This window comes from Burkholderia sp. Ac-20353 (assembly GCF_017104785.1).
GTDB lineage: Bacteria > Pseudomonadota > Gammaproteobacteria > Burkholderiales > Burkholderiaceae > Burkholderia.
In genome coordinates, this window is sequence record NZ_JAAGPL010000195.1 from 1 (window position 1) to 15,912 (window position 15,912).

The 15,912-nt window shown below is 67.8% G+C and carries 13 protein-coding genes and 2 pseudogenes; 4 read left to right on the forward strand and 11 right to left on the reverse strand.

From position 1 onward, the window contains the following. Positions 1-637: YbfB/YjiJ family MFS transporter (locus G3N94_RS33495; protein WP_205798005.1), on the reverse strand; the 637-nt coding region annotated here is incomplete at its 3' end. Between the two features lie 126 nt (positions 638-763). On the opposite strand from G3N94_RS33495, the gene G3N94_RS33500 reads away from it, so the two are divergent. Beyond that, positions 764-1,678, forward strand: coding sequence for a LysR family transcriptional regulator (locus G3N94_RS33500; protein ID WP_205798007.1), 915 nt, complete (start codon positions 764-766; stop codon positions 1,676-1,678). Between the two features lie 193 nt (positions 1,679-1,871). On the opposite strand, the gene alaS is transcribed toward G3N94_RS33500, so the two are convergent. Continuing rightward, positions 1,872-4,496, reverse strand: a complete 2,625-nt coding sequence (gene alaS, locus G3N94_RS33505) for an alanine--tRNA ligase (protein ID WP_205798009.1) — start codon at positions 4,494-4,496, stop codon at positions 1,872-1,874. 263 nt (positions 4,497-4,759) lie between these two features. On the opposite strand from alaS, the gene G3N94_RS33510 reads away from it, so the two are divergent. Beyond that, complete coding sequence (locus G3N94_RS33510; RefSeq protein ID WP_205798029.1) at positions 4,760-5,980, forward strand: CaiB/BaiF CoA-transferase family protein; 1,221 nt, start codon at positions 4,760-4,762, stop codon at positions 5,978-5,980. Between the two features lie 253 nt (positions 5,981-6,233). Here the strand turns inward: G3N94_RS33510 and G3N94_RS33515 are convergent, their stop codons facing one another. Continuing rightward, positions 6,234-6,440: an ornithine acetyltransferase gene (locus tag G3N94_RS33515; protein ID WP_205798011.1), complete on the reverse strand. Its 207-nt coding sequence runs from the start codon at positions 6,438-6,440 to the stop codon at positions 6,234-6,236. Positions 6,441-6,695: 255 nt separating this feature from the next. Here G3N94_RS33515 and G3N94_RS33520 point away from each other — a divergent pair, with 255 nt between their 5' ends. Continuing rightward, the gene (locus G3N94_RS33520; protein WP_205798013.1) at positions 6,696-8,405 is read left to right on the forward strand and encodes a glutamine--tRNA ligase/YqeY domain fusion protein; all 1,710 of its coding nucleotides are present in this window, start codon (positions 6,696-6,698) and stop codon (positions 8,403-8,405) included. Positions 8,406-8,511: 106 nt separating this feature from the next. On the opposite strand, the gene G3N94_RS33525 is transcribed toward G3N94_RS33520, so the two are convergent. From G3N94_RS33525 to G3N94_RS33535, 3 genes are all read right to left on the reverse strand, one after another. Beyond that, complete coding sequence (locus G3N94_RS33525; RefSeq protein ID WP_205798015.1) at positions 8,512-8,982, reverse strand: NUDIX hydrolase; 471 nt, start codon at positions 8,980-8,982, stop codon at positions 8,512-8,514. A gap of 58 nt (positions 8,983-9,040) precedes the next feature. Then, a complete protein-coding gene (locus G3N94_RS33530) occupies positions 9,041-9,427 on the reverse strand; it encodes a hypothetical protein (protein ID WP_205798017.1) in 387 nt (128 codons plus the stop codon). A gap of 118 nt (positions 9,428-9,545) precedes the next feature. Continuing rightward, a complete protein-coding gene (locus G3N94_RS33535) occupies positions 9,546-10,886 on the reverse strand; it encodes a cytochrome c peroxidase (protein ID WP_205798019.1) in 1,341 nt (446 codons plus the stop codon). A gap of 244 nt (positions 10,887-11,130) precedes the next feature. Between G3N94_RS33535 and G3N94_RS33540 the strand changes: the two genes are divergently transcribed. Beyond that, positions 11,131-12,717: an acid phosphatase gene (locus G3N94_RS33540; RefSeq protein WP_205798021.1), complete on the forward strand. Its 1,587-nt coding sequence runs from the start codon at positions 11,131-11,133 to the stop codon at positions 12,715-12,717. A 107-nt stretch (positions 12,718-12,824) separates the two neighbouring features. Here the strand turns inward: G3N94_RS33540 and G3N94_RS42720 are convergent, their stop codons facing one another. From G3N94_RS42720 to G3N94_RS42730, 5 genes and pseudogenes are all read right to left on the reverse strand, one after another. Further along, positions 12,825-13,124 carry a DUF3331 domain-containing protein gene (locus G3N94_RS42720; RefSeq protein WP_241022216.1) on the reverse strand — a complete coding sequence of 100 codons (300 nt, stop codon included), beginning with the start codon at positions 13,122-13,124 and terminating at the stop codon, positions 12,825-12,827. Continuing rightward, positions 13,113-13,331 (reverse strand): annotated as a pseudogene (locus tag G3N94_RS42725) (DUF3331 domain-containing protein); the annotation flags it as partial. The pseudogene G3N94_RS42725 and the gene G3N94_RS42720, both read right to left, overlap by 12 nt. 78 nt (positions 13,332-13,409) lie before the next feature. Beyond that, positions 13,410-15,023 carry an alginate export family protein gene (locus G3N94_RS33550; protein WP_205798025.1) on the reverse strand — a complete coding sequence of 538 codons (1,614 nt, stop codon included), beginning with the start codon at positions 15,021-15,023 and terminating at the stop codon, positions 13,410-13,412. 92 nt (positions 15,024-15,115) lie between these two features. After that, positions 15,116-15,811: a YoaK family protein gene (locus tag G3N94_RS33555; RefSeq protein WP_205798027.1), complete on the reverse strand. Its 696-nt coding sequence runs from the start codon at positions 15,809-15,811 to the stop codon at positions 15,116-15,118. Then, positions 15,808-15,912 (reverse strand): annotated as a pseudogene (locus G3N94_RS42730) (glyoxalase); the annotation flags it as partial. The gene G3N94_RS33555 and the pseudogene G3N94_RS42730, both read right to left, overlap by 4 nt.

The following is a 15,912-nucleotide window of genomic DNA, read 5'->3' on the forward strand; positions in this document are numbered from 1 at the left end:
CACCGGCCGGCGCGTACGGTGAACCAGCCGGCGCAGCGCTGCCGAAAACGCGCCAGATCGCGGCCGACAGCACGGCTGCCAGCGCCGCGAAGCCGAGCCAGCCCGCCGCCGCCCGATGGCCGGCCAGCGCGCTGCCGATCAGCCCCGTCAACACGATGCCGACGCCGGGCCCCGCAAAGATCACGCCGCCCCACTCCGGCGCGTGCAGTTCCGCAAGCCGCCGCAAGCCCCATTGCGACGCGAACACGAACGTCCATGCGCTGACCGCGCCCGCGACGAACCGCACCGCGAGCCACACGGGCAGCAGGTGGCCGACGCCCATCGCGGCGGTCAGCAGCACGGTTGCCGCGAGCCCGATGCGGACCATCGTCGCCGGCGCGACCCGCAGCGCCGCGCAACTGAGCGCGCCCGCGAAATAGCCCGCGTAATTCGCGGATGCGAGCCAGCCGCCGGCCTTCAGGCCGATCGAGCCGTCGCCGAGCATCAGCGGCAGCAGCGGCGTAAACGCAAAGCGGCCGACGCCCAGTGCGACCGCGAGCCCGATCATGCACGCGAACGCGGCGGTACGGGCGCGCCGGTCGGCGTCATGGAGCACAAGCGCGGAAGCGGCGGCAGGCGGGGAATCGGAGCGTGACATGGGCGCGGTGCTGACCGGCGCGGGCATGCCCGGCCGGAACGGAAGTCGGAATGCTTCGATCGTAGCTTGACCAAACATTCTCGAAAAATGAATAATTGAGAATCCATTCATCGCTCGGAGAGAATCATGGATCTGGCGGCGCTGGCGATTTTCCGGGCCGTCGTGCGCGAGAACGGTGTCACGCGCGCGGCGGCGAAGCTCAATCGCGTGCAATCGAACGTGACGACCCGCATCAAGCAGCTCGAGGAGGAACTCGGCGCGGCGCTGTTCGTGCGCGACGGCCGGCGGCTCGTGCTGACGCCGGCCGGGCACACGCTGCTGCCATATGCTGAGCGCCTGCTCGCGCTCGCCGACGAGGCGCGCGACGCGGTGCGCGAGGACACGCCGCGCGGGCGGCTGCGGCTCGGCACGATGGAAAGCACGGCCGCGAGCCGCCTGCCGACCGTGCTCGCCCGCTATCACCACGCGTGGCCCGACGTGTCGCTCGAACTCGTGACGGGCACGACGGCCTGGCTGATCGACAAGGTGCGCGAATTCGAGATCGACGCCGCGCTGTTCGCGCGCCCGCCCGCATCGGAGACGCTGCCCGACACGCTCGACACGGTGCCCGTGTTCCGCGAGGACCTGGTGCTGCTGACGCCGCGCGGGCATCCGCCGGTGCGCACGCCGCGCGACGTGATCCTGCCGACGCTGATCGCGTTCGAGCGCGGCTGCACGTACCGCAAGTACGTCGAACAATGGTATGCGGCGCACGGGATGAAACCGGCGCGCGTGCTCGAACTCGGCTCGTACCACGCGATCGTCGCGTGCGTGGCGGCCGGCGCCGGCGTCGCGGTCGCGCCGCGCTCGGTGCTCGACCTGCAGCCGGAAACCGGCAACGTTGCGATGCACGCGATTGCGGAGTTCGACGGGATCGACACGCTGCTCGCGTGGCGGCACGGGTATGCGTCGGCGGCGCTCGCCGCGCTGCGCGAGGCGCTCGGCGACGCGGCAAGACAGCCGGGCGATGCGGCGAATTCGCGTGTGGCGCTGCCGGCCTGACGCGGCCCGTTGCGCGGTCGCATGCATCGCGTCGTCCGCGCTTGCCCGCCTTCTCACCTTCTCCGACACGCTGTGAACGCAAAACGACCCGACCGGTCTTTGCCGATCGGGTCGTTTCATGCGATTCCATCAGAAGAATCGCGCGGTGCCGGACTGCGCGCCGCGTCCGCGGGCGCCGCGCAATCCGCTCCGATCAGAGCCGCTCTTCGACCCAGCCCTTGACGCCCGCGAGTGCCGCCGGCAGGTTCGCCGGCTCGGTGCCGCCTGCCTGCGCCATGTCCGGACGACCGCCGCCCTTGCCGCCGACCTGCTGCGCGACGAAGTTCACGAGCTCGCCGGCCTTGACCTTCTTGCTCGCGTCCGCCGTAACACCTGCGATCAGGCTGACCTTGCCGCCTTCGACCGCTGCCAGCACGATCGCCGCGCTCTTCAGCTTGTCCTTCAGCTTGTCGACCGTCTCGCGCAGCGTCTTCGCATCGGCGCCGTCGAGCGTCGCGGCCAGCACGTGCACGCCGGCGATTTCGACCGCCTGCTGCGCGAGCTCGTCGCCCTGGCTCGATGCGAGCTTCGACTTCAGCGCGCCCAGTTCCTTCTCGAGCGACTTCACCTGGTCCTGCACCTGCGCGATGCGCTGCGTCAGTTCCGACGGTTGCGCCTTCAGCGCGGCCGCCGCTTCGTTCACGCGCGCGTCGAGGTCCTGCACGAAGCGCACCGCGTTGTCGCCGGTGATCGCCTCGACGCGGCGGATGCCGGCCGCGACGCCACCTTCGACGACGATCTTGAAGAAGCCGATGTCACCCGTGCGGCTCACGTGCGTGCCGCCGCACAGTTCGCGCGAGAAGCCGAGGTCGAGCACGCGCACTTCGTCGCCGTACTTCTCGCCGAACAGCGCCATCGCGCCGCCCTTCACCGCTTCGTCGTACGGCAACACGCGCACGATGCCCGGCGCGTTCGCGAGGATTTCATCGTTGACGATCTGCTCGACACGACGGATTTCGTCGTCGGTCAGCGGCGCGTTGTGTGCGAAGTCGAAGCGGGTCTTGTCCGCGTCGACGAGCGAGCCCTTCTGCTGCACGTGCGAGCCGAGCACTTCGCGCAGCGCCTTGTGCATCAGGTGGGTTGCCGAGTGGTTGCGCTGGGTGCGCGCGCGGCGATGCGCGTCGATCTCGGCACGCAGCACGTCGCCGACCTTCAGCGTGCCCTGCTCGAGCGCGCCGTGATGGCCGATCACGTCGGCCTGCACCTTCAGCGTGTCAGCCACCGCGAAGCGCGTCGACGCATTCGCGAGCACGCCCTGGTCGCCGACCTGGCCGCCCGATTCCGCGTAGAACGGCGTGTGGTCGAGCACGACGACCGCATCCTGGCCGGTCTTCACTTCGTTCACCGACGAACCGTCGACGTACAGCGCGACGACCTTCGCGTCGTCGAACGCAATCTCTTCGTAACCGTGGAAGGTCGTCTTCGCGCCCGTGTATTCGAGGCCCTGCGTGGCCTTGAACTTGCCGGCCGCACGGGCCTGCTCGCGCTGGCGTGCCATCGCGTCGTCGAACGCCGGCTCGTCGACCGTCATCCCGCGCTCGCGGCACACGTCGGCCGTGAGGTCCAGCGGGAAGCCGTAGGTGTCGTGCAGCTTGAACGCGAGTTCGCCGTCGAGCACCTTGCCACCCTTCGCCTCGACTTCGGCCAGCGCACCTTCGAGGATCGACATCCCGTGCTCGATCGTCTCGAAGAAGCGCTCTTCTTCCTGGCGCAGCACGTCGGTCACGCGCTGCTCCGCTTCCTTCAGTTCCGGATACGCGACGCCCATCTCGGCGACGAGGTCGGCCACCAGCTTGTGGAAGAACGAACCCTTGCGGCCGAGCTTGTAGCCGTGGCGGATCGCGCGGCGCACGATCCGGCGCAGCACGTAGCCGCGGCCTTCGTTGCCGGGGATCACGCCGTCGACGATCAGGAACGAGCACGCGCGGATGTGATCGGCGATCACCTTCAGCGAGTTGTTGGTGAGGTCGCTGATTTCAGTGACGCGCGCGGCGGCCTTGATCAGGTTCTGGAACAGGTCGATCTCGTAGTTGCTGTGCACGTGCTGCAGCACCGCGGCGAGACGCTCGAGGCCCATGCCGGTATCGACCGACTGCTTCGGCAGGCGCGTCATGTTGCCCTGCGCGTCACGGTTGAACTGCATGAACACGAGGTTCCAGATCTCGATGTAGCGGTCGCCGTCTTCTTCAGGAGACCCCGGCGGGCCGCCCCACACGTCCGGGCCGTGATCGTAGAAGATCTCGGTGCACGGGCCGCACGGGCCCGTATCGCCCATCGTCCAGAAGTTGTCCGACGCGTAGCGCGCGCCCTTGTTGTCGCCGATCCGGATGATCCGCTCGGTCGGCACGCCGACTTCCTTCGCCCAGATGTCGTACGCCTCGTCGTCTTCCTGGTAGACCGTGACCCACAGCTTTTCCTTCGGCAGCTGGTAGACCGTGGTCAGCAGCTCCCACGCGAACTTGATCGCGTCGTGCTTGAAGTAGTCGCCGAACGAGAAGTTGCCGAGCATCTCGAAGAACGTGTGGTGGCGCGCCGTGTAGCCGACGTTCTCGAGGTCGTTGTGCTTGCCGCCCGCGCGCACGCTGCGCTGCGCCGTCGTGGCACGCGAATACGGGCGCTGGTCCGTGCCGAGGAACACGTCCTTGAACTGGACCATGCCCGAGTTCGTGAACATCAGCGTGGGGTCGTTACCGGGCACGAGGCTCGACGAACGGACGATCGTGTGGCCCTTCGATTCGAAGAACTTGAGGAATTTCTCTCGGATTTCGGCAGCTTTCATGGCGTGCTTTGACAGTCTGGCTAAGACGGCTTCAAACGCCGGCGGCCCTTCCGGGCGCACGGCGGCAATTGTCGGAAACAATCGATTATACGGGATAGATCGGCACCCGCGACCAGCGTGCCCGGGCGGCCGCCCGACCCAGGCGGCTCGGTCATTTGGCCGGCCCGGCTGGGCCACTCGCGCGCACGATTCGCCTTAAGATGCTCGGCATGCCAATTCGCCTTGCGCGGCAAGGCCAAACCATGAAAGGAGACGAATCGACGATGGGAGCCCTCAGCCATATCCGCGTACTGGATCTGACCCGCGTGCTCGCGGGCCCGTGGTGCTCGCAGACGCTAGCCGACTTCGGCGCCGACGTGATCAAGGTCGAACGCCCGGGGGCCGGCGACGACACGCGCCACTGGGGGCCGCCGTACCTGAAGGACGCGCACGGCGCGGACACCGCCGAGGCCGCCTACTACCTCGCCGCGAACCGCAACAAGCGCTCGGTCACGGTCGACATCGCGACGCCCGAAGGCCAGCGGATCGTCCGCGAGCTCGCCGCGCAGAGCGACGTCGTGCTCGAGAACTACAAGGTCGGCCAGCTGAAAAAATACGGGCTCGACTACGAATCGCTGCGCGCGGTGAAGCCCGACCTCGTCTACTGCTCGGTCACGGGCTTCGGCCAGACCGGCCCGTATGCGCACCGCGCGGGCTACGACTTCATCATCCAGGGTATCGGCGGCTTCATGAGCATCACCGGCGAGCGCGACGGCCAGCCGGGCGGCGGCCCGCAGAAGGCCGGCGTCGCGATCGCCGACCTCGCGACGGGCCTCTACTCGACGATCGCCGTGCTCGCGGCGCTCGCGCACCGCGACCGCACGGGCGAAGGCCAGCACGTCGACATGGCGCTGCTCGACGTGCAGGTCGCGCTGCTCGCGAACATGAACACCAACTTCCTCGCGAGCGGCCAGCCGCCCGTGCGCTGGGGCAACGCGCATCCGAACATCGTCCCGTACCAGACGTTCCAGACGAGCGACGGCTGGATCATCGTCGCGGTCGGCAACGACGGGCAGTTCCGCAAGTTCGTCGAGGCCGGCGGCCGCCCCGAACTCGCCGACGACGAACGCTTCGCGACCAATCCCGCGCGTGTGCGCCAGCGCGACACGCTGGTGCCGATCCTCGCGGAAATGGTGAAGACGCGCGGCAAGGACGCGTGGCTCGGCGCGCTGGAAGCGGCCGGCGTGCCGTGCGGGCCGATCAACGACCTGGACGAGGTGTTCGACAACGAGCAGGTCGTCGCACGCGGGATGCAGGTCGAGCTGCCGCACCCGTGCGGCGCGAACGTGAAGCTCGTGCGCAATCCGATCCGGATGAGCGCGACGCCGCCCGAGGCCCGCTCGGCCCCGCCGCTGCTCGGCGCGCAGACCGACGACGTGCTGCGCGAACTGCTCGGCTACGACGACGCGCAGCTCGCGGCGCTGAAGGCAAAGCAGGCGATCTGACGGCGCGCGGCCGCAGGACGGCGTGGATGGCGGACGGCGTGGATCGCGTGGTTCACGCCCGGCATCCACGGTGTAAGCGGCAGGTGGCAGGTTCTGGCGGGGTCCGTCGACGGTCGTTGCGTTGTTGTGATCGGTCGACGGTATGTCGCACATCCGTTCCTCCCTGATGCTGCCTGTCCAAACGCGAATCATCAGAAGGATGTGCGACGGCGGCGGAGCCCCGCCGCCATCTGTCAGCGCACTTCAGCTCACGTCAGCGCACGCCGGCGCCGACGAGGCCGCCCGCCGCGGCGCCCGCGACCGTGCCGACCGGGCCGCCCGTGATCAGGTAGCCGAGCGCGCCGCCCGCGGCCGCGCCGATGCCGGCGTTACGCTGCGTATGCGTCATCGCGCATGCGCCGAGCTGGGACAGGGCCGCGACGATTACCGCGGTGCGAATGAGAAAGGTGGTCTTCTTCATGGTTCTTGAGGTCCTCCGGCCGCACGGATCGCGCACGGCCGCATTGAAACGAGTGACCCATCATAGAAAGCGCCGAACGGCCCGGGCAATCCGATTTACGTCGTGTTACAGCAGACACAATGTCGAGATATTGCGTGCGCTGCGCGGCTTCGCACGCGACACGCGGCGCGAGCCGCGCGGGCCGGACCCCGGTCAGGTAGAATTGCAGGATTAAACCGGCGCAGCACGCGCCGCTCCAAACCTGACTCCATCCGCATGAGCACCGAACGCAACGACGCCCCCGCGGCTTCCAATTTCATCCGCAACATCATCGACGACGACAACCGCACCGGCAAATGGGGTAGCCGCGTCGAGACGCGCTTCCCGCCCGAGCCGAACGGCTATCTGCACATCGGCCACGCGAAGAGCATCTGTCTGAACTTCGGCGTCGCGCGCGCGTACGGCGGCGTGTGCCACCTGCGCTTCGACGACACGAACCCGGAAAAGGAAAGCATCGAATACGTCGACTCGATCGTCGACGCGGTGCGCTGGCTCGGCTTCGACTGGCGCAAGGACGCGGTCGACCATCAGTATTTCGCGAGCGACTACTACGACAAGCTCTACCAGTTCGCCGAGCTGCTGATCCAGCGCGGCAAGGCGTACGTCGACAGCCAGAGCGCGGAAGAGATGCGCGCGAACCGCGGCTCGCTGACGGAAGGCGGCAAGCCGTCGCCGTATCGCGACCGCACGCCGGAAGAGAACCTCGACCTGTTCCGCCGGATGAAGGCCGGCGAGTTCAAGGAAGGCGAGCACGTGCTGCGCGCGAAGATCGACATGGCTTCGCCGAACATGAACATGCGCGACCCGGTCATCTACCGGATCCGCTATGCGCACCACTACCGCACCGGCGACGCCTGGTGCGTGTATCCGATGTACGACTACACGCACTGCATCTCGGATGCGCTCGAAGGCATCACGCACTCGCTGTGCACGCTCGAGTTCGAGGATCACCGTCCGCTGTACGACTGGGTGCTCAACGAGCTGGCCGACGCCGGCGAGTTCACGCGCCCGCTGCCGCAACAGATCGAATTCTCGCGGCTGAACCTCACGTACGCGATCACCAGCAAGCGCAAGCTGCTGCAGCTCGTGACCGAAGGCCACGTCGACGGCTGGGACGACCCGCGGATGCCGACCATCGTCGGCGTGCGCCGCCGCGGCTTCACGCCGGAGAGCATCCAGCTGTTCTGCGAGCGGATCGGCGTGACGAAGGTCGATTCGTGGATCGACATGAGCGTGTTCGAAGGCGCGCTGCGCGACGACCTCGACGACAAGGCCGCGCGTACGGTCGCGGTGCTCGATCCGTTGAAGCTCGTGATCGACAACTATCCGGAAGATCTGGAAGAGGCGTGCACGGCGCCCGTGCATCCGCACCATCCGGAGCGCGGCCTGCGCACGTTCCCTATCTCGCGCGAGCTGTGGATCGAGCGCGAGGACTTCGTCGAGAATCCGCCGAAGGGCTATTTCCGCCTGTTCCCCGGCAACAAGGTGCGGTTGCGCTACGGCTACGTGATCGAATGCACGGGCTTCGACAAGGATGCGGACGGCAACGTGACGGCCGTGCACTGCAACTACTTCCCGGACAGCAAGTCGGGCACCGAAGGCGCGAACACGTACAAGGTGAAGGGCAACATCCACTGGGTCAGTGCGAAGCATGCGCAGCCGGCCGAAGTGCGGATCTACGATCGCCTGTTCAAGGAGCCGCATCCGGACGCGGGCGGCGCGAACTTCCTCGACGCGCTGAACCCCGATTCGAAGAAGATCGTCCACGCGTACGTCGAGCCGGGCGCCGGCGACGTCGCGCCGGAAACGCACCTGCAGTTCGAGCGGCACGGCTACTTCGTCACGGATCGCGTCGATTCGAAGCCCGGCAAGCCCGTGTTCAACCGGATCGTCGGGCTGCGCGACAGCTGGGGCAAGCCGGCCTGACCGCGCACCGGGCCCACGCTGCGCGGCACGCCGCCGCGCAGTGCGACCGATAAAAAAACCGGCTTTCGAGCCGGTTTTTTATTGCGTGCCGTGGCGGTCAAGCCGATCAAGCATCCGACAGGCGCCGGTGCAGATCCGCGAGCTGCAGCTTCGTGCGGAACAGCCGCGCGAGACTGCGGCTTGCATACGCGTCGACGTCGCCGGGCGCGGTCCAGCGGTATGCGTCCATCTCGGGAATCATCGAGCCGTCCCTGCGGCTCGGAAACAGCGACGTGCAGATGCAACGCGCGGGATCCACTTCGTCGTCGGCGATACGCACTGCGAACAGATGCAGATTCTTGTCGTGCCGGTACGCGAAGCGGCCGAGATCGACCAGCCGCGCGGGCGCGAGCGCGATGCCGGTTTCCTCCAGCAGCTCGCGCAGCGCCGCCTGCAGCGGCGACTCGCCGGGCTCGCCCTGCCCCTTCGGGATGTCCCAGTGCGTCGTGTCCGTCGCATGCGCGAGGAACACGCGCCCGGCCCCGTCGAGCATCACGACGCCGCACGACACCGTGCGCGGCGTACGGTGCGGCCTCATCGGTGCAGCCTCATCGCCGCCTGACACCCGTGCGCACATTCACCCGTTCGCGCGTTGCTCAGCGCTTCTGCAGTTGCCACTTGCCCGCTGCGGTCTTGCAGTAGACGGGCTTGAGCGTAATCGTCTGGCCCTTCGCGTCGATCTCGGTCGTGATCTCGCGGCAGGTCTTGCCGTCCTTCTCGGTCGTCGCAGGCGTGAGCTTCGCGTCGATCTGCGCGCGGCCGCCGCTGTTCTGCCACGTCTCGGTCTCGCCGTCCTTGCCTTCGTCACGGACCTTCTGCACGGCCTTCGTCAGCGACGCGAGGTCGGCCTTGTTGAAGTAGCTGAGCGGCGTGTCGTTCAGGAAGTTCAGGTTGTTCTGCGCCTGCGCGGGCAGCATGGCGGCGACACACGCGGCGCCGGCCAGCACACGCGCGATGACGGAAAGGGATGCACGCATCGACATGTTGTTCTCCTTGACTGATCGATCGAATGGCGTGGCGCGAACCACGAAAGCGCCACGCCCGTCAGCCCGCGAGGATAGCATGCGAGCCGCGGCAGGCGCGTCCGAGAGGCCTGGTCACCTAGCGCTTCGCCTGCGTCGACGTCGCCTGATAGCCGTCGGTCAGCGTGTTCAGGAACGCGATCACGTCCTTGATCTCGGCCTCGTCGAGCGCCGGCTTGTCGCCCGGCTTGCGGTCGAACGGCGGCTCCCGGTTGATGTTGGTCCAGTAGCGCTGCGGCAGGTCGTCGAACTTCTGCACCTTGCCATGCACGACCGGATAGAACTTCTCCGGATGGATGTCGCGCTCGACGTAGAAACGCATCACGTCCTCGAGCGTGTGGTAGACGCCGTTGTGGAAGAACGTCTTGCGCGTCGCGACGTTGCGCAGCGACGGCGTGCGGAACAGGCCGCAGAATTCGTCACGGCCCTTCAGGTCGGTGCGCTCCGGGCCGCACGCGCCGAGATCGTGGAAGCGCGGGTCGCGGTTCACGGGCAGCGCGCGGTTGCGCGGCACGCCGACCGCGATCAGCCCGAAATCGCTGAACTGCGGCGGGCCGCCTTCGAGCGTGCGCTGGCTCACGTGGCAGCTCGCGCAGTTGCCCTTCTGCTCGTCGTTGAACAGCTTCAGCCCGCGCAGCTCGGCGGGCGTGAGTTGCGCGTGGCCGGCCAGGTACGCGTCGTACTTGCTCGTGTACGGATCGAACAGCGCCGGCTGCTGCTGGAACGCGTCGAGCGCACGCAGCACCGCGTCGAAGGTCGCCTGGTCGCTGGCGAGCACCTTGTCGCCGAACGCGTTGCGGAACGCATCCGCATACGGCGCCGCGCGGACGGCCTTCGCGACCCGCGCCGGCGAGCTGCTCATCTCGAACGGCGACGTCAGCGGAATGCGCGCCTGTGCGTCGCGCGTGTCGACGCGGCCGTCCCACGTGAGGCCGCCCGTCGGCCCCGCGTCGATGCTCTCGTCGCCCTCGTCGGGCGAATCGTGGAAATGCTCGCTGAACGGCGGAATGCCGCGCAGGTACTTCAGCGACGGCACCGCACGGAACCCCGGGTGATGCATGTCGTCGCCGCCGAGCTGCACGGCCAGCGCATTCGGCGGTCCGAACGCGTGTTCGGGGCTGTGGCACGACGCGCACGCGAGCTTGCCGGACCCCGACAGCGACGGATCGAAGAACAGTTGCTTGCCGAGCGCCGTCATCTGCTTCACGCCCTCGAACACCTGCGCGCGCGTCTGCGGCTGGCTGGCTGCCGCTACCGCGGGCGCGGCGGGCGTGGCCTGCGCGGTCGGCACGACCTGCGCGCTCGCGCCTGGCTGCGCATCGCAGCCCGCGAGCGCCGCGAGCCCGGCGGACAGCACCAGCGTCGCCGCGGCATGGATCAACGATCGCGCGGACGCGAAGGATGTCGGGTTGCAGAGCATCGTCGTTCTTCTTGTAGCGGTGGGAAATCGGCCGGAGCTTATGTCAGTTCCATGACCATTGCGTGACGATCAACCGACAGTCAATTGAAAGCGTCCCTACATTCCGCTGTCAAAACGGTTCCAGATAATGCGCGCAGCTTTCCGGCACACATCGGTCGCGATTCTCGGTCACGATTCGCACCGGCCGCGCCGGCGGCCCCACCATCCGGTTCCCACACGCGACAACAAAGAGAGAGAACGACGCATGAAGAAGCACGCCTGGATTCGCTACACGCCGATCGCCCTCGCGGCGGCCCTCAGCCTGACGGCCTGCGGCGGCGACGACGTCACGCAGCAAGGCCTGTCGGCCGTCAAGAACGTGGTCGTGATCTACGCGGAAAACCGCAGCTTCGACAACCTGTACGGCAATTTCCCGGGTGCGAACGGCATGCAGAACGCGACGGCCGCGAACTCGGTGCAGAAGGATCGTGACGGCTCGACGATGTCGACGCTGCCGAAGATCTGGGGCGGCCTGACCGCGACCGGCATCACGCCGGCGGTCACCGAGGCGATGACGGCGAACCTGCCGAACGCGCCGTTCGCGATCGACGACCCGAAGGGGTTCAACCAGTCGATGAACATCGCGACGCGCGACATCGTGCACCGCTTCTACCAGGACCAGATGCAGATCAACGGCGGCAAGAACGACATGTACGCCGCATGGACCGACGCAGGCGGCCTGACGATGGGCCGCTACACGGCGGATCCGACCAAGCTGCCGCTGTGGAAGGTCGCGCAGCAGTACGTGCTCGCCGACAACTTCTTCATGGGCGCGTTCGGCGGCTCATTCCTGAATCACCAGTACCTGATCTGCGCATGCGCGCCGCTCTACGCGAACGCGAACACGAGCCCGGCAGCGGGCAAGATCGCAGTGCTGAACGCGGACGGCAAGTCGCTGAAGGTGGCCGCGAACTCGCCGGCGTCGGCCCTCAGCGGCCCGCCGAAGTTCGTCAACGACGGCGCGCTGACGCCGGACTTCTACGCGGTCAACACGATGCAGCCGCCGTACCAGCCGAGCGGCAACAAGGCGGCCACGGGCGGCGATCCGCTGCTCGCCGATCCGGCCAACGCGTCGACGATGCCGGCGCAGACGTCGACCAACATCGGCGACCTGTTGACCAACGCGGGCGTGTCGTGGGCGTGGTACGGCGGCGCGTGGGGCCAGGCGCTGCAGGCGAGCCAGAGCGGCACGTCGAACGTGATCTACGGCGCAGACCTGTCGACGCCGAACTTCCAGCCGCACCACCAGCCGTTCAACTACTTCGCGAACCAGGCGCCGGGCACCCCGAGCCGCGCGCAGCACCTGCTCGACGGCGGCGCGAACGGCGCCGAGTTCATCAAGGCGATCGACGCCGGCACGCTGCCTGCGGTCGCGTTCTACAAGCCGCAGGGCAACCTGAACGAGCACCCGGGCTACACGGACGTCACGTCCGGCGACCAGCACATCGCCGACGTGATCGCGCACCTGCAGGCAAGCCCGCAGTGGAAGAACATGGTCGTGGTCGTCACGTACGACGAGAACGGCGGCTTCTGGGATCACGCCGCGCCGCCGAGCGGCGACCGCTGGGGCCCGGGCACGCGCATCCCGGCGCTGATCGTGTCGCCGTTCGCGAAGAAGGGCTTCGTCGACCACACGCAGTACGACACGGGCTCGATCCTGCGCTTCATCACGCGCCGCTATTCGCTGCCGCGCCTCGCGGGCCTGCAGCAACGCGACGACGCGCTGAAGGCGAACGGCGCGCAGCCGATGGGCGACCTGACGAACGCGCTGCAACTGGCGCCGAACCTGTAACGGCACACGGGCCGGCGCAGCACGCCGGCCCGCATCGCGCGGCGCGTCCGTCCGGGGTTGCTGCAACTAGCGGCACGATTACCGGCACGGCGCGCCGCGCTTTCGTTTCACGCTGCTGCGATGCAGCCGCCTTCGAGCGCAGCGGCAAGGATCATCGCTCGTGCATTCAATGGCGCCGGCCGCCCGCTCGGCCTGAAGATCGCGTCGCCGCATGCGATCGTCGCGCCCGACAGCACGCAGACGCCCGCACGCGACGCGCGCGCCGGCCGCCATGTCTGTTCGCCATAGTGCGCACGTCCGGATTCCACCCACCGCACCAGCAGCAGCGTGTCCGAACGCTCGAGGACCTGGACGTGCGGACGCGCTGCCGGCCGGCGAGCCCGGTCGAGCGCCGCGGCAAGAATCATCGCGTGCGCGCGCGCAGGCGCGCGGCCACCCGGGCTGAAGATGGTGTCGCCGCACACGATCTTCGCGCCGGACAACGCGCACTGCCCGGAGCGCACTGCACGCCCCGGCTTCCAGCGCTGTTCGCAGTGGCCGGCAGCGCCGGGCTCGTGCCAGCGCACGAGCAGCACGTCATCCGAATACGCCAGCACCTGTACCCGCGTGCTCATTCGACGTCACACGCTGCGCGATCTTCCGACGACGCCGTCATCCCGAGAACGGCACGTCGCGCTCCGGCGAACCGGCCCCTACCAGCCATACTTGAGCTCGACGCCGGCATAGTCGGCGTTGTGCCCGCCCGCCTGCCGGATTGCGTCGCCAACCTGGAAGTGCACGGCTTCGATCGAGCCGATCAGGTTCGCTGCAATCGTCCAGTCCGCGCGCAGTTGCACGTACATCCCCGTCCACAGCCCGCCCTTGCCTGCCGTACCCGGCACGGCCTGGTTCGCCTGCTGATACACGGCGTCGCCGGTCGTCTCGCGCCACTGGAAGCCGAGCGCACCGAGCAGCGACAGGTTCGCGGACGGCTTGAGCGTGACCGATGGCTTCACGTGGATCAGGTTCGCGTAGCCCGTATAGCCGGCGAGCGTGAAGTAATAGCCGTTCGGAAACAGCGCATTGAAGGTCTCGATCCGGCCGTCGTGCGGATGCCGGTCGCCCGACGCCGCATCGACCTGCAGCGCGACGTGCGGCGACCACGGCAGGTCGAGCTTGTAGCCTGCGATCGAACCGATCGCCCACGCGCCGATCGTGGCGTTGCCGACCGTGCCCGTCTGCAGCATTGCTTCGATATCCCAATCGAATCGGCCGTGCGTGCCGGAATAGCGCAGGTCCCACACGTCGCGGTGCTCGGGGCCGCTCGCATCGATGAAATGCGCGTTGCTGCGGTTGTAGCGCGACCAGTAGCCGGACAGGTCGCCGGGCCCGACCGACTGCCGCTCGAAGCGCACGCCGCTGAACGTGAGGTCGCGGTTCGACACGTCGTCGAACGTCGACTGGTTGCGGTTCTGCACCGGTTGCGTCGCGTACGCGATGAAGCGCCACTTCTGGTACTCGTAGTCGATCCAGACCGCGTCGTACGACTGGCGCACGTTCGGCCCGTCGCGTACCGAGATGAAGCGCTGCAGGTCGAACGCCATCTGTTGCCGGCCGACGCGAAGCTTGAACGTGCCGCCGCCGAACCCGCCGGTGTAGGTCACAAATGCCTGTTCGAGATCGAGCAGGTTTTTGTCGACCGGTGTCACCGTGTTCTTGCCGAACGCACGCGCATCCGCGAGCTGTGCGAAGAACTGCCAGTGCTCGCCGAGATGCGCGTCCGCATGAACCTCGATGCGCTGGAGCAGATAGGTGTCCGACTGCGCGGAACCGATGCCGAACATCGGCGCGTTGTTGCTTTCGACCCGTTCGCGCAGGTTTACGCCGAGCGATAGATAGGATTTCGGGTCACCGCCGAGCGGCAGGTACTTGAGACCGTCGAGCGGCGCGCGCGGCACGCACGGATTCGCGAGCACCGACCAGTCTTCCTGCCAGCGATTGAACAACACGACGGGCCGCTTGGCGTTGCACGTGGATGCCGGCGCACTGCCGCCTGCGGCCGCATCGGCCGGCACGCTCTCTGCGGCGGTCGATGCGGTGGGTGATGCTGCGGTCGATGCGGCGGTTGATGCAGCGGTTGATGCAGCGGTCGATACGGCAGTCGATGCAGCGGTCGATACGGCAGTCGATGCAGCAGTCGATGCCGCTGTCGATGCGGCAGTCGTATCTGCGCACGCCACGTCGACGCCCGTGAACACGAGCGCAGCGGCAACCGACATGCGCGCAGCCGTGCCGAAACGACGGCTGCGCATTGTGGTGGACACCATGGTTTTCCTCGCCTGTGCCAACCTCTGATTGTGCGTGGCTGCGCCGTCAATGCGACGGACACCCGCGCAGCGCCCTTCCCTGCGCCGCCGGATCATGCGCGCCCCGCCGTTGCCGCTCGCTCGTACTCGCCGGTGACGGCCGCGAGCCACGCGAGTGCGCATGCCGGCGCGAGCAGCGCCCAGAAGCCGAATTGACGAAAGCCCAGCGCACCGGCCACCGCACCGATCGCGAACGCGACGATGGCCGGCATCATCTTGCCGAATCGTGCGCGCGCCGCCGCGCGCACGCTGTCAGCCGTGCCCGCGGACACGATGTCGACCATGTCGAGAATCGCCTGCGTGACGTTGCCCGTCATCACGGTGTTCGGTACACCCGGACGCTGGATCAGCCGCGGATGCGCGTTCTGCACGCCCATTGCGAACGCGCCGAGAATGCCCGCGACGACGGCCGGCAGGCCGTCGGGGCTGCTGACCGGCGTCGCCCAGACCCCGGCCACGCAGAACCCGAGCATCAGCGCGGCCTGCACCGCATGCAGCACGCGCGCGCCCTGGCGGGCGTACCGATCGGACAGCGAGCGCACCAGCACACTGCTGAACACGACGCCACCGACGAACGCCGGGAACACGACCAGTTTCAGGAAGATGCCCTGGCCGAAGCCGGCGATGCCGGCGCCGATCAGCACGAAGTTGCCCGTCACATGCGCGGTGAACAGCCCGAACAGCGCGACGAAGCTGAGCGTATCGACAAAGCCGGCGATCGCAGCAAGGATCGTGTCCTCGGATTTCATTTCGACGCGCTCGCGTGGATCTCGGCGATATAGCCGCCCGGGAACTGAACGATCGCGGCATCGCGCCCGTCCGACGTGAACGGCGGCACGAGCACGGCCAC